Raw genomic sequence first — 13,620 nt, forward strand, 5'->3', positions numbered from 1 at the left:
CTATGTACAAAGTCATTGTTTTTGCAGGTACAACAGAAGGATATGATCTGTGCCGTTATCTGTCCAGAAATCAGATTCCGGTACTGGCTTGCGTGGCAACGGAGTATGGAAGCAGATCGGTGGAGGAAAATCCTTTTCTGAAGGTGCAGGCAGCCAGACTTACGCAGGAAGAGATGGAAAAGCTGTTTGAGGAAATCCGGCCGGAGATGGTGCTGGATGCAACCCATCCTTATGCTGCGGAAGTGACAAAAAATATACATACGGCATGTGAGAATGCAGGAATCGTTTATCAGCGCGTGCTGAGAGAAGAAGGAGACAGCGGAGACCAGGAAAACGCTGTTTATGTGGACAGTCCTGAGGCAGCAGTGGAATACCTGAAAAATACAGAAGGAAATATACTCCTTACGACAGGAAGTAAGGAACTGGGCAAATTTACCGCACTTCCGGGATATCAGGAGAGGCTCTATGCCAGAGTACTTTCCCTTCCGTCTGTGATGACAGCCTGTGCTTCCTACGGTCTGGAGGGAAAACATCTGATCGGGATGCAGGGACCGTTTTCCAGAGAACTGAATGCGGCGATGCTCCGGCAGTATGACTGCAGATATCTGGTAACCAAGGATTCCGGCAAGGCAGGCGGTTTTCTGGAAAAAGCGGAAGCTGCCATGGAATGTCAGGTACAGCTGGTGATTATCGGACGTCCTCTGCAGGAGAAAGGGCTTTCCCTGAAAGAATGCAGGAAAATGCTGGGAGAGCATTTCGGTATTCTGGAAAAACCTCAGGTAACGCTTCTTGGAATCGGAATGGGAAGCAGGGATACGCTGACTGTACAGGGACAGAGAGCACTGGAACGTGCGGATCTGCTCATTGGAGCAAGACGTATCGCAGATTCGGTGAAGCTTTCTCATCATCAGGTGCTTTATGAGTACCGGAGTGATGTGATCGCAGATTATATTCATTCCCATCCGGAGTTTGCACATGTAGTGGTGGCGCTTTCCGGGGATGTGGGATTTTACAGCGGAGCCAGAAAACTTCTTTCCCTGCTTGGGGAGGATACGGAAGTAATCTGCGGAATCTCGTCCGTGGTTTATTTTATGGCAAAAATCGGTTTATCCTGGGATGATGCCAAAATTGTCAGCGCACATGGAAGAAGCTGCAATCTGATTTCCCTGATTCGCTGCTTCCGCAAAGTATTTGCGATACTTGGAACCTCTGATGGGGTTTCACAGCTTGCGCGGAAACTGACAGATTACGGAATGGGAGATGTGATTCTCTATGTGGGAGAAAATCTTTCCTACAAAAATGAAAAAATATTTGCAGCTCCTGCAGCCAAACTGACAGAATATCAGGGAGATCCCTTAAGTGTAATCTGTGCTTACAACGAAAATTCTGTATCGCGTCTGGAAACACATGGGATTCCGGATGAAGAATTTATCCGCGGAAAAGCACCGATGACAAAAGAAGAAGTGAGGACGGTTTCACTTTCCAAACTGAAGCTTACCGAGGATTCCATCTGCTATGATGTAGGCGCAGGTACCGGTTCGGTATCTGTGGAGATGGCGCTGCGTGCACACCAGGGCATTGTTTATGCGATTGAAAAAAAGGAGGAGGCAGCAGAGCTTCTTCTTCAGAATAAAAAGAAATTTGCAGCAGATAATCTGGAAATCGTTCATGGAATGGCTCCGGATGCGCTGGAAAATCTGCCTGTACCGACACATGCGTTTATCGGAGGTTCGTCAGGAAATCTTCGCGAAATCCTGCAGGTACTGCTTGAGAAAAATGAGCATGTGCGTATTGTGATCAACTGTATTACTCTGGAAACGATTTCGGAAGCGCTCTCTGCAATTCGGGAATTCGCATTTGAGGAAACTGAAGTGGTACAGCTGGCTGCCTCACGGGCAAAGGAAATCGGGAGATATCATCTGATGATGGGGGAAAATCCGGTTTATATGATTACATGTCAGAAATAAGCAGAAAGAGAGGGGCTGCATGATGAAAATACCAAGGATTCTTCTGGCTGCGGGAGCAAGCGGAAGCGGAAAGACACTGATCACCTGCGGACTTTTGCAGGCACTGGTAAATCGTGGAAAAAAGGTTGCATCGTTTAAATGCGGCCCGGATTATATTGATCCCATGTTTCACAGCCGTGTGATCGGGACGAAATCACGAAATCTGGATACATTTTTTACAGATGGAGAAATGGTCAGATATCTGCTGACAGAGAATGCGTCAGACTGTGATATTGCAGTGATCGAAGGCGTGATGGGATTTTATGACGGTGTAGGCGGGATTACGGACAAAGCCAGCGCTTATGATCTTGCAGACACCACGGATACGCCGGTAATTTTTATTGTGAACAGCAGGGGAATGAGTATTTCCCTGGCCGCTTATGTGAAAGGATTCCTGGAATACCGGAAGAACAGTCATATTCAGGGAGTAATTTTGAATCAGATGTCCCCGATGCTTTATCCGAGAATGAAAAAGCTTTTGGAAGAAGAACTCGGTGTTCAGGTTCTGGGTTATGTGCCGAAGGTGGAGGACTGTGTGATCGAGAGCCGCCATCTGGGTCTGGTGCTTCCTGATGAAATTCCGGAGCTGAAAAGCCGTCTTGAAAAACTTGCAGGAGTTTTGGAAAAAACACTGGATATGGATGCGATTCTTGCTCTTGCTGAAAATGCAGCGCCAGTGCAATTAAAGGAACATTGTATTCATGACGCTGCAGAGAATAATGTATATGCCTGGCGCCTGCCGGAAAAAGTGCGCATAGGTGTGGCAGATGATGAGGCGTTCTGTTTCTTTTATGAGGATAATTTCCGGCTGCTTCGAAATATGGGGGCGGAACTGGTTTCTTTTTCTCCTATTCACGACCGAACACTTCCGGAAGACCTTGACGGAATACTGCTTTATGGCGGTTATCCGGAGCTGAACGGTTCGCTTCTTGAGCAGAACGAAACTATGCGGCAGGATGTTTCGCAGGCGATAAAACAGGGAATTCCCTGTATGGCGGAATGCGGCGGATTTATGTACCTTCATGAAGAAATGGAGGGAATGGACGGAAGGTTTTATCATATGGCAGGGGTGATTCCGGGAAAAGTATACCGCACACCAAAACTTTCCAGATTTGGTTATATTACACTGGAAAAAAATGATTCCCTTCCGGCTGCAGACTTTTTTGGAAATTCTGACCCGGGGAAAATTCCGGCACATGAATTTCATTATTTTGATTCAGAGAACTGCGGTTCTGCGCTTCATGCTTCTAAGCCGGCCAGCACAAGAGGATGGGACTGTATGCACAGCAGGGAACGGCTTCTGGCCGGATTCCCGCATCTGTATTATTATGGAAATCCCTGTGTACCGCAGACGTTTCTGAAGAAATGCCTGGAATATAAAAGGAGCAGAAAATGAAATATGGAATGATTGCCCTGGCAGCAGGGTTTCTTATAGATTTGATCGTGGGTGATCCGCGATGGCTTTATCATCCGGTCTGCCTGATCGGAAATCTGATCGCGCTTCTGGAAAAGCAAATTCGAAAGATTTTTCCGAAAACAGACAGGGGAGAACTGGCAGGCGGATGTCTGGAAGTGTTGCTTGTATGTCTGCTCAGCGGAGGAATTCCACTGGGGATTCTTGTGGTTTTATACAGAATCGCTCCCTGGCTGGGACTTGTTCTGGAAACCTTCTGGTGTTATCAGCTTCTTGCCACGAAATCTTTAAAGACAGAGAGCATGAAAGTGTATGACCGGCTGAAAAACGGCACCTTAGATGAGGCAAGGTATGCGGTTTCCATGATCGTGGGCCGTGATACACAATCCCTGACAGAAGAAGGTGTGACAAAGGCGGCAGTGGAAACGGTTGCGGAAAATACTTCCGACGGCATCATTGCCCCTATGCTTTATATGGCAATTGGCGGAGTACCGCTGATGTTTCTGTACAAAGGCATCAATACCATGGATTCCATGCTTGGATATAAGAATGAGAAATATCTGTATTTTGGCAGGTGTGCTGCGAAACTGGATGATGTGGTAAATTATATTCCATCAAGAATTTCCGGATGGCTGATGGTGGCGGCATCCTTTTTGACCGGAATGGATGGAAGAAATGCTGCGAAAATTTATCTCAGAGACAGACACAATCATGCAAGTCCCAATTCTGCACAGACAGAAGCGGTTATGGCAGGCGCGCTGGATGTGCAGCTTGCCGGAAATGCCTGGTATTTTGGGAAATTATATGAAAAACCAACCATCGGGGATCCCATCCGTCCGGTAGAAGTTGAGGATATCCGAAGAGCAAATCATCTTCTGTATGCTGCAGCAGTACTTGGAGTGCTGGTATTTCTGGCTGTACGGGGACTGTTTGCGTATATGATAGTGATGTGATATCTATGAGTAATGAATGTGATACATATAGGAAATGACAGAAGCATGTAACTGATTCGAAAGTTTAGTAATTTATGGGGCAGTTTCAGGTGATGAGAATGCTATGAAATATAACAGTAAAGAAAGTCTGACAGGAGTAACAATCATGCAGAAACATGTTCATGGAGGAAATATCTATCAATATGAAAATTGTCTGGATTTTTCTGCCAACTGCAATCCTCTGGGAACCCCGGAGAGTGTAAAAAAAGCGGCAGCGGAAAGTCTGGAACGGATATCGGAATATCCGAGAGTGGGCTGCGGTCCTCTTCGCAAAGCAATTGGAGAGTATGAGGGAATTGATGGAGAAAATATCCTCTGCGGAAATGGAGCGGCAGAAGTGATTTTTTCTCTATGCAGAGCAGTGAAGCCCCAAAATGCCCTTGTACCTGCACCGACGTTTGCAGAATATGAACAGGCATTGAGAAGTGTGGATTGCCGGGTGGAATACGGCTATCTGAAGGAGGAAGAGGGATTTTGCCTGAAAGATTCCTTTCTGGAGCTGATTCATGATTATCTGGAGATTCATGATCATCTGGATATGATATTTCTCTGTAATCCCAATAACCCTACCGGGGTTTTGACAGAGCGGGAAATTCTTCTGAAGATTCTGGAAATCTGCGTGCAGAAGAATATTCTGCTGGTGGTGGATGAATGTTTTCTGGATTTTGTCAGAGAACCCGAACGATATACATTGAAGTCACAGCTTGCATTGCATAAAAATCTTTTTATCCTGAAGGCATTTACCAAACGGTATGCCATGGCAGGTATTCGTCTCGGGTATGGTATGTGTGCAGACAGAGAACTCCTGGAGCGGATGGAGACCGTGACCCAGCCGTGGAATGTTTCCACAGTAGCACAGGAAGCCGGTATCGCCGCTTTAAAAGAACAGGAATATGTGGAGCGGGGAAGACAGTTGATTTTTCGGGAATCTGAGAAGCTGAAGAGACAGATGGAAGCGTTGGGACTGAAAGTATTTCCGTCACAGGCAAATTATCTGTTTTTTAAAGGCCCGACCGGTCTTTTTGACGACTGTGTCAGAGAGGGGATTCTGATTCGAAGCTGCAGCAATTATCCTGGTTTGGGTGAAGGTTATTACAGAATCGCGGTAAAACGTCCGGAAGAGAATACAAGGCTCATCATGACATTGGAAAAAATACTTTCCGGGAACTGATAAGCAGAATGAATATAAGAGCATTGATAAGCAGAAGAACGAAATAGGAAAGAAATTGATGAACAAAAGAAAAAACACAGATATTAGCGAACAGAAGTAAATTTTGCAGGGGAAATAAGAAACAGGAAGGAAGATGACAATGGCGAAGACAATTATGATTCAGGGAACCATGTCCAATGCAGGGAAAAGCCTCCTTGCTGCCGGGCTGTGCCGGATTTTTCATCAGGATGGTTATCGTGTGGCTCCTTTTAAATCTCAGAATATGGCGCTGAATTCCTTTATTACAGAGGAGGGGCTGGAGATGGGACGGGCACAGGTGATGCAGGCGGAAGCAGCAGGAATCACTCCGTCTGTTCTGATGAATCCCATTCTTTTAAAGCCGACAAATGATGTAGGTTCTCAGGTTATTGTAAACGGAGAAGTGTTGGGAACCATGAGTGCCAGGGATTATTTTAAATATAAGAAAAAACTGGTCCCGGATATTATGAAGGCTTTTCAGAAACTGTCTGAGGAGAATGATATCATTGTGATCGAAGGCGCCGGAAGCCCTGCGGAAATCAACTTAAAGGAAGAGGATATCGTAAACATGGGTATGGCAAAAATGGCCAAAGCACCGGTTCTTCTGGTGGGAGATATTGACCGCGGAGGTGTTTTTGCACAGCTTGTTGGTACGGTGGAGCTTCTGGAGGAAGAGGAACGTGCCATGGTAAAGGGCCTGATTATTAATAAATTCCGCGGTGACAAAACGATTCTGGATCCCGGTGTGGAAATGCTGGAACAGCGAAGCGGGATTCCGGTGGTCGGAGTGGCTCCTTATCTGCAGATCCAGGTGGAAGATGAGGACAGTCTGACAGAACGCTTTGACAGAAATCAGGAAGTGGGACAGATTGATATTGCTGTTGTACGTGTGCCGAGAATTTCCAATTTTACAGACTTTAATCCGCTGGAAAGTATCCCGGGAGTTTCCCTTCGTTACGTGAAACATGTCGGTGAACTTGGAAATCCGGATATGATCATTCTTCCGGGAACCAAAAATACCATGGATGACCTGAAATGGATGCGGGAGACCGGGATGGAAGCAGCCATTCTAAAAGAAGCAGCTGCCGGAAAAATGATTTTTGGTATCTGCGGCGGTTATCAGATGCTTGGAGAGACTCTGAGTGATCCATATGGCGTGGAAGCCGGCGGTTCCATGCGGGGAATGGGACTTCTTCCCATGGATACGGAATTCGCGAAAACGAAAACAAGGACAAGAGTTTCCGGTACTTTCTGTGCATTGGACGGAGATATGGAGGAATTTGACGGTGTTTCCCTGACCGGATATGAGATTCATATGGGAGAATCGGTTCTGAAAGAAGGAGCCGTACCATTCACTGTGATTAAAGATCAGGTGAGTGGAGAAGAAAAAACAGAAGGTGCATGCTGCAAAAACATCTGCGGTACTTATGTACACGGTGTATTTGACAGCGAGGGAGCTGCGGAAGCAATGATCCGTGTTCTTGGACGCAGAAAAGGCATTGATGTAAAGGATATGACAGGTGTGGATTTTGCCGCATTTAAAGAGACACAGTATGATATTCTGGCGGCAGAACTCCGGAAACATCTGGATATGGATAAGATTTATCAGATACTGGAGGAGGGAATCTGACATGAAAGTAGAATTGGAAAATGTAAAACCAATGGATATCGAAAAACGGAGCTTTCAGATTATTACAGAAGAGCTTGGAGATACACCGCTGACTCCGGGAACCGAACTGGTCGTGAAGCGCTGTATCCATACAAGTGCGGATTTTGATTATGCCAGAAATCTCTGTTTTTCTCCAAACGCAGTGGAAAAAGCCATGGAAGCCATCAAACAGGGAGCCTGTATTGTGACAGATACACAGATGGCAAAATCCGGAATCAATAAACGGGCGCTGGCACGTTACGGCGGCGAGGTGTATTGTTTTATGTCTGATGAAGATGTGGCGGAGATTGCCAGAAAAAATGGTACCACAAGAGCAACTGCCAGCATGGATAAGGCAGCTTTGCTGGATAAAAAGCTGATTTTTGCAATCGGAAATGCACCGACTGCGCTGGTACGCCTGTATGAACTGATCGAAGACGGAAAGCTGAATCCGGAACTGATCATCGGTGTGCCGGTAGGGTTTGTAAATGTGGTGCAGTCGAAGGAACTGATCATGGAAACAGAGGTTCCGTATATTGTGGCACGGGGAAGAAAAGGCGGCAGCAACATCGCAGCATGCATCTGCAATGCGCTGCTTTATATGATCGATAATAAGAGAGATTAGTGCAAAGAATACAAATGACCGACATGCGGATCGGCCTGAGTTTTTGTCGGGTCAGAGTGTGTTTGCTCTGTGTACGGGGAAGCGGCTGCAGACTTCATTCAGTAGTTTGCATGCCGGCAGAAAATCTTCCACGGGCATGGAGGAACAGGAAAGGATAACCGTCACTTCGTCTGTGGATTCCTTCAGAATCTGAATGCGCAGACCCTGTTCCCGGGCCTTTTCTTTTAGTTCTTTTCCGGTGAGAGAAACGGAAAGAGTGAGGGCAAGACTGGTACCTGCAGCACCGATCTGAATACGGCTGTCTTTTCCAAAGACCTCCTGAACAGCAGTCAGGAGCTGTTTGAGTTTGACGGAATACAATCGTTTCAGCTTTCGGGTCTGGGCAGCAAGGTGTCCGTCACGGATAAACTGGCAAAGAGCAATCTGTTCTGCTTTTGAGGCTGTCTGATTATAGCAGGCAGCTTTTTGCAGGTATGCATCCCGGAGAGATTCCGGAAGCACCATAAAGCTGATTCGGATAGAAGGCAGCAGAAGTCTGGAAAAAGATCCGATGTATACCACACCCTGTCCTCCTGCAAGACTGTGCAGGGACGGAGTTGGTTTCTGAAGATAGACAAATTCATTTTCAAAGTCATCTTCGATAATCAGACTGTCGTGTTCCGCGGCGTAGCGGATGAGTTCCAGCCTGCGGGAAATGGGCATGATCTCTCCCCATTTAGTCATATGGGCAGGGGAAACATATATGACGCCGCAGTCTTTGTTCCTGTAACGGACATCAAAACCGTAATCCCGGAATACTGTGCTGCCCTGGACAAAAGAAGGCGTCGGGAAAGACACTGTTTTTTTATCTTTCAGAAGCGGACAGAGAATATGCAGAAGACTCTGCACGCCGGCACCGACCACAATGTCGTCCGGACTGCACAGGACATTGCGCCGTTCTCTGATATAATCAGCCAGAGCCTGGCGGAAATCCGATTCCCCCTGCGGCTCTCCGTAGGAAAGAAGACGTTCATCCTGCCTCAGAGCACTTTTGATGTAGCGGCGCCACAGATCAAACCGGAAGCTTTCCCGGTCTGCACCGGAGGAAGAGAAATCATACCGGCAGGCAGAGGGATTTTCTGTATGGGGATTTCTGGCAGGATCCGGTCTGGAAGCAATATTGGTCACATAATAACCGCTCTGTGCTTTGGAAATGATATATCCGTCAGCGGCAAGTTGAAGATAGGCATTCTCAATGGTTGTGCGGCTGAGCTTCAGTTCCTGGGCGCATTTGCGAAGAGAAGGCATTTTACTTCCGGGAAGCAGTTTGTGATTCAGAATCAGACCGCGGTAATAATGATAGATTTCCATGTATAAATGTTCATTTCGGACAGTTTTATCTAATTTCAGACTCATGCAGAATCCCCTTTCAGAGAACATGTGATTACGGAAAACAGATACAGAAACGGACGCTTCCATCAGATTGATGAAAGCAAAGAACATGTTCTGTTTTTTTGCATTTTCCACTATTATAGGAATTATTATAGGAATTATGAAAAAGATTGTCAATGAAGATTGGAATTGACATTGTCTGACCGAATGATTATGATTGATATAGATAAGTAGTACAAAGGAGAACAATAGATTATGAGTATTTCCATGATCGGAGTTGATCACAGCAGAGCTCCCCTGGACATCCGGGCGCTTTTTGCTTTTTCCAAAAAGAATGCGGGAGAGGCGATGGAAAAGCTGAAGGAACAGAAGGGGATTCTTGGCTGTATTATTTTGTCCACCTGTAACCGTCTGGAAATCTGGGTGAGTACAGAGGATGATGCGGAGATTTCTCTGTATGACAGCCTGTGCAGGATGAAAGGCGTGGCAGAACAGGGCTATGAGCAGTATTTCGTGAAGAGAGAAGACAGGGAGGCCGCAGAGCATCTGTTTTATCTTGCCAGCGGACTGAAATCACAGATTCTGGGAGAAGACCAGATCCTTACGCAGGTGAAAGACGCGCTGAATCTTGCAAGAGAGCACTTCACTACAGATGGTGTTCTGGAAGTGCTGTTCCGTATGGCGGTGACAGCAGGTAAAAAAATCAAGACAGAGGTGCCCTTTGCCCATGGGAATCCGTCCGTGATCCATCAGGCAATTCGTTTTCTGGAGGAACAGGGATATTTTGTCAGAGACAAAGTCTGTCTTGTGATCGGCAACGGGGAAATGGGAAAAGTTGCTGCACAGACGCTGAAGGAATGCGGGGCGGACGTGACCGTGACTGTGCGACAGTATCGAAGCGGAATGGTGAATATTCCGGTGGGATGCAAGCGGATCAATTATGGGGATCGTATGGAATATCTTCCACAGTGTGACCTGGTAGTGAGTGCTACTGCCAGTCCGAATTTCACCCTTCGGGAAGAACTTTTTGAAGGAGTGCAGTGTAAGGAAAAACTGGTTTTGATTGATCTGGCTGTACCCCGTGATATTGAACCGTCTCTTGGGGAAAGAGAGGGAATGGTGCTTTATGATATGGACAGTTTCCACATGGAAGAGACACCGAAAGAGCTGGAGCAGAATCTGGAGGCGGCAGGTGCCATTGTGCGGGCACAGATGGATGAATTTTATATGTGGCTGGATGGTCGTGATGTGATTCCGCGGATTCAGGATATCCGGGAAGAAGCGGTACATGATCTGAATCTTCGGATCGCAAAAATACTGAAAAATACCCCTATGGAAGAATCAGACCGTGAAAAGCTGGAAGAAGCTGTGAGTACAGCTGCAGGCAAGGTTGTGACCAAGCTGATCTTCGGACTTCGGGACAATCTGAAGCAGGAGGCTTTTCTGGAATGTGTGGCAGGACTGGAGAGGATTTATGAAGAATAAAAGATATTTTCCCATGTTTGTGGATCTGTCTGATAAAAATATCGTAGTGGTCGGAGGCGGCAACATTGCAACAAGAAGAGTAAAAACGCTGCTTCAGTTTACAAGAAATGTTACTGCTGTGGCTCCCCGGATGACACCGGATCTCGTGGAACTTGGCAAGGCGGGAATGGTCACACTGCAGCAGCGTGCGGTAAAGCGCTCCGATTTTGCGGCAGCCTATATGGTGATCGCTGCGACCAATGATCACAAATTGAACGATGAGATTTACCGTATCTGCAAGGAAGAGGGAATCTATGTAAATATCGCGGATGATAAAGATAAATGCGATTTTTATTTTCCGGGAATTTTTATGCAGGACGAGCTGGTGGTGGGAATCACAGCCAGCGGATTGGATCATAAGAAGGCAAGAAGGGTGCGTGTTGCCATTGAACAGGCAATGACAGAAGCATCCGATGAGGATTGATATGAGAGAAAAAATTGTCATAGGAAGCCGCGAAAGTGCTCTGGCAGTCTGTCAGAGTGAAATGGTGCGGGATTATATCACAGAACATCATCCGGAACTTGACGTGGAAATTCTGACCATGAAGACGACCGGTGATAAGATTCTGGATAGGACATTGGATAAGGTTGGAGGCAAGGGGCTGTTTGTAAAGGAACTGGATCTGGCGCTTCTTGACGGAAGAAGCCGGCTTTCTGTCCACAGTCTGAAGGATATGCCGATGGAAGTGCCGGAGAAATTGCCTTTGCTGGCTTTTTCCAGAAGAGAAGATCCCAGGGATGTACTGGTTCTTCCGCAGGGGTGTAAGAAACTGGATCATTCCGGACCGATCGGCTGTTCCAGCTTGCGCCGGATCCTGCAGCTGAGGGAACTTTATCCGGACATGGAGGTAAAAAGTATCCGCGGAAATCTGCAGACAAGACTGCGCAAGCTGGATTCCGGAGAATATGCGGCACTGGTTCTGGCTGCGGCGGGACTGAAGCGTATGGGACTTTCAGATCGTATTTTCCGATATTTTACCCCGGATGAGATGATTCCCGCCGCCGGTCAGGGGATTCTTGCTGTGCAGGGAATTGAAGGAGAAGACTACGGATTTCTGGAAGGCTACTGCGATCAGGATGCATGGATTGCCGGAAGTGCGGAACGCGCTTTTGTAAAATATCTGAATGGAGGATGTTCTTCCCCTGTAGCTGCGTATGCAGAGGTGGAGGAAGGACATCTTTTTCTGAGAGGTTTATATTATCATGAATCAGACGGGTCCTGGAAGAAAGGAAGTATTCGCGGGAATGCAGCGGATGCCAAAGAACTGGGAGAAACTCTTGCCAGAAATCTTCGGGAATCCTGTCTGAAAGAACATAAAGGAGAAGTATGATGGGAGTTGGTAAGGTATGGCTGGTAGGTGCCGGACCTGGGGATATCGGCCTTTTTACTCTGAAGGGAATGGATGTGCTGAATCAGGCAGATGTGGTTGTTTATGACAGCCTTGTGGGACAGGGAGTTCTGTCAAAGGTGCCTGCTTCAGTGAAGCTGATCAATGTGGGGAAACGTGCAAGTCATCACACGATGCCGCAGGAAGAAATCAATAAAGTCCTTCTGGAAGAGACCCTGAAAGGGTATCGGGTAGTAAGACTGAAAGGAGGAGATCCGTTTCTTTTCGGCAGAGGCGGGGAAGAACTGGAGCTTCTGAAGGAACATGGAATTCCGTATGAGGTTGTTCCGGGTGTGACTTCTCCTCTGGCAGTGCCTGCTTATAATGGAATTCCTGTGACGCACAGAGATTTCTGCTCTTCTCTTCATATCATTACCGGTCATAAGAGAGCAGGACAGGAGTATGACATTGATTTTGAAGCGCTTGTCCGCACAAAGGGTACTCTGGTATTCCTGATGGGGGTCAGTGCGCTGGATGATATTATGCAGGGACTTTTGAAGGCCGGAATGGATCCTGATATGCCGGCAGCAATTCTGCAGAAAGGAACCACAGCGGATCAGAAGCGGATCGTTGCTACAGTTTCTGATCTGAAGAAAGAAGTGGAACGTCAGGGGATTGAGACACCTGCGATTATTGTAGTGGGGAAGGTCTGTACACTTGCGGATAAATTTGCCTGGTATGAAGATCTGCCTCTTGCCGGATGGAAGGTTCTGGTTACGAGGCCGAAAAATATGATTTCCCGGACGGCTGCCAGACTCCGTGAAAAAGGAGCAGAGGTTCTGGAACTTCCTGCGATCCGTACAGAGGCAGTAGAAGACAAAACCAGGATCCGGGCTGCTTTTGCCAGAATGGAAGAATATCAGTGGCTGGTATTTACCAGTCCCACAGGCGTGGAAGTGTTTTTCCGTGAAATGATGGAAGCTGGAAAAGATATCCGTTCACTTGGGAAAGTCAAGGTAGCCTCCATTGGAGAAGGTACCCGTAAAAAACTTGCGGAACATGGAATTTGTGCAGATCTGATGCCGGAAGTATATGACGGGGATTCCCTCGGGGAAGCTCTTGCGGCAGGGCTTGAGGGAACAGAGAAGATTCTTATTCCCCGTGCGGAAAAAGGCAACGAGAATCTTGTGAAGCTGCTCACGGACAAAGGTGCGGAGGTAGATGATATTCCTACCTATCAGACCATTTATGAAACCAGCGAGCTGATCGATGAAAGGAAAGAAATAGAGTCCGGGAATATTGACTGTGTGGTATTTACCAGTGTATCAACGGTGAAAGGCTTTGTGGAAGGCACCGGATGTGAAGATTATTCCGGTATCCGCGCTGCATGTATCGGAAAACAGACAAAGGCAGCAGCAGATGCATACGGTATGAAAACAGATATGGCAGAAAAAGCAACCATAGACAGTCTGATATCTCTGGTGATCCGCATGAAAGCGGAAGAAGAAAATAAGGAGCGATGA

Annotated in this window: 11 protein-coding genes; 10 read left to right on the forward strand and 1 reads right to left on the reverse strand. The window is 47.0% G+C overall.

Going from position 1 to position 13,620, the window contains the following annotated elements:
- Window positions 1-2: 2 nt before the first annotated feature.
- The 6 genes from cobK to ACTNEW_RS02305 all read left to right on the forward strand — a co-directional run bounded on the left by cobK (window position 3) and on the right by ACTNEW_RS02305 (window position 7,874).
- Window positions 3-1,967 (forward strand): precorrin-6A reductase, encoded by a 1,965-nt coding sequence (gene cobK, locus ACTNEW_RS02280; RefSeq protein WP_441057361.1) that lies wholly within the window; start codon window positions 3-5, stop codon window positions 1,965-1,967.
- Window positions 1,968-1,989: 22 nt separating this feature from the next.
- Entirely contained in the window at window positions 1,990-3,402 is a 1,413-nt protein-coding gene (locus tag ACTNEW_RS02285; protein ID WP_441058096.1) for a cobyrinate a,c-diamide synthase, read from the forward strand.
- Complete coding sequence (gene cbiB / locus ACTNEW_RS02290; RefSeq protein ID WP_441057363.1) at window positions 3,399-4,373, forward strand: adenosylcobinamide-phosphate synthase CbiB; 975 nt, start codon at window positions 3,399-3,401, stop codon at window positions 4,371-4,373. Before ACTNEW_RS02285 ends, cbiB begins: the two co-directional genes overlap by 4 nt.
- A 145-nt stretch (window positions 4,374-4,518) precedes the next feature.
- Window positions 4,519-5,583, forward strand: coding sequence for a threonine-phosphate decarboxylase CobD (gene cobD / locus ACTNEW_RS02295; protein ID WP_441058098.1), 1,065 nt, complete (start codon window positions 4,519-4,521; stop codon window positions 5,581-5,583).
- 139 nt (window positions 5,584-5,722) lie between these two features.
- Complete coding sequence (locus ACTNEW_RS02300) at window positions 5,723-7,231, forward strand: cobyric acid synthase (protein ID WP_441057365.1); 1,509 nt, start codon at window positions 5,723-5,725, stop codon at window positions 7,229-7,231.
- Window position 7,232: 1 nt separating this feature from the next.
- Entirely contained in the window at window positions 7,233-7,874 is a 642-nt protein-coding gene (locus tag ACTNEW_RS02305; RefSeq protein WP_441057367.1) for a precorrin-8X methylmutase, read from the forward strand.
- Between the two features lie 51 nt (window positions 7,875-7,925).
- Here ACTNEW_RS02305 and pdxR read toward each other — a convergent pair whose 3' ends face one another.
- Window positions 7,926-9,269, reverse strand: coding sequence for a MocR-like pyridoxine biosynthesis transcription factor PdxR (gene pdxR, locus ACTNEW_RS02310; RefSeq protein ID WP_441057369.1), 1,344 nt, complete (start codon window positions 9,267-9,269; stop codon window positions 7,926-7,928).
- Between the two features lie 231 nt (window positions 9,270-9,500).
- Here pdxR and hemA point away from each other — a divergent pair, with 231 nt between their 5' ends.
- From hemA to cobA, 4 genes are read left to right on the forward strand one after another with little or no spacing between them, the layout of a single operon-like run.
- Window positions 9,501-10,730, forward strand: a complete 1,230-nt coding sequence (hemA, locus tag ACTNEW_RS02315) for a glutamyl-tRNA reductase (protein WP_441057371.1) — start codon at window positions 9,501-9,503, stop codon at window positions 10,728-10,730.
- Window positions 10,720-11,193 carry a precorrin-2 dehydrogenase/sirohydrochlorin ferrochelatase family protein gene (locus tag ACTNEW_RS02320; RefSeq protein ID WP_441057373.1) on the forward strand — a complete coding sequence of 158 codons (474 nt, stop codon included), beginning with the start codon at window positions 10,720-10,722 and terminating at the stop codon, window positions 11,191-11,193. The genes hemA and ACTNEW_RS02320 overlap by 11 nt, the downstream gene beginning before the upstream one ends.
- Before the next feature lies 1 nt (window position 11,194).
- On the forward strand, window positions 11,195-12,100 hold the full coding sequence (gene hemC, locus ACTNEW_RS02325) for a hydroxymethylbilane synthase (RefSeq protein WP_441057375.1): 906 nt from the start codon (window positions 11,195-11,197) through the stop codon (window positions 12,098-12,100).
- Complete coding sequence (gene cobA / locus ACTNEW_RS02330; protein WP_441057377.1) at window positions 12,100-13,620, forward strand: uroporphyrinogen-III C-methyltransferase; 1,521 nt, start codon at window positions 12,100-12,102, stop codon at window positions 13,618-13,620. Before hemC ends, cobA begins: the two co-directional genes overlap by 1 nt.

It is taken from the genome of Blautia sp. HCP3S3_G3, from assembly GCF_052063365.1.
GTDB lineage: Bacteria > Bacillota > Clostridia > Lachnospirales > Lachnospiraceae > Blautia_A.

What these genes read in the sequence shown, in the direction of transcription:
- cobK (WP_441057361.1), top strand. Translation starts at nt 3, where the DNA reads ATGTACAAAGTCATTGTTTTTGCAGGTACAACAGAAGGATATGATCTG.
- ACTNEW_RS02285 (WP_441058096.1), top strand. Translation starts at nt 1,990, where the DNA reads ATGAAAATACCAAGGATTCTTCTGGCTGCGGGAGCAAGCGGAAGCGGA.
- cbiB (WP_441057363.1), top strand. Translation starts at nt 3,399, where the DNA reads ATGAAATATGGAATGATTGCCCTGGCAGCAGGGTTTCTTATAGATTTG.
- cobD (WP_441058098.1), top strand. Translation starts at nt 4,519, where the DNA reads ATGCAGAAACATGTTCATGGAGGAAATATCTATCAATATGAAAATTGT.
- ACTNEW_RS02300 (WP_441057365.1), top strand. Translation starts at nt 5,723, where the DNA reads ATGGCGAAGACAATTATGATTCAGGGAACCATGTCCAATGCAGGGAAA.
- ACTNEW_RS02305 (WP_441057367.1), top strand. Translation starts at nt 7,233, where the DNA reads ATGAAAGTAGAATTGGAAAATGTAAAACCAATGGATATCGAAAAACGG.
- pdxR (WP_441057369.1), bottom strand. Translation starts at nt 9,269, where the DNA reads ATGAGTCTGAAATTAGATAAAACTGTCCGAAATGAACATTTATACATG.
- hemA (WP_441057371.1), top strand. Translation starts at nt 9,501, where the DNA reads ATGAGTATTTCCATGATCGGAGTTGATCACAGCAGAGCTCCCCTGGAC.
- ACTNEW_RS02320 (WP_441057373.1), top strand. Translation starts at nt 10,720, where the DNA reads ATGAAGAATAAAAGATATTTTCCCATGTTTGTGGATCTGTCTGATAAA.
- hemC (WP_441057375.1), top strand. Translation starts at nt 11,195, where the DNA reads ATGAGAGAAAAAATTGTCATAGGAAGCCGCGAAAGTGCTCTGGCAGTC.
- cobA (WP_441057377.1), top strand. Translation starts at nt 12,100, where the DNA reads ATGGGAGTTGGTAAGGTATGGCTGGTAGGTGCCGGACCTGGGGATATC.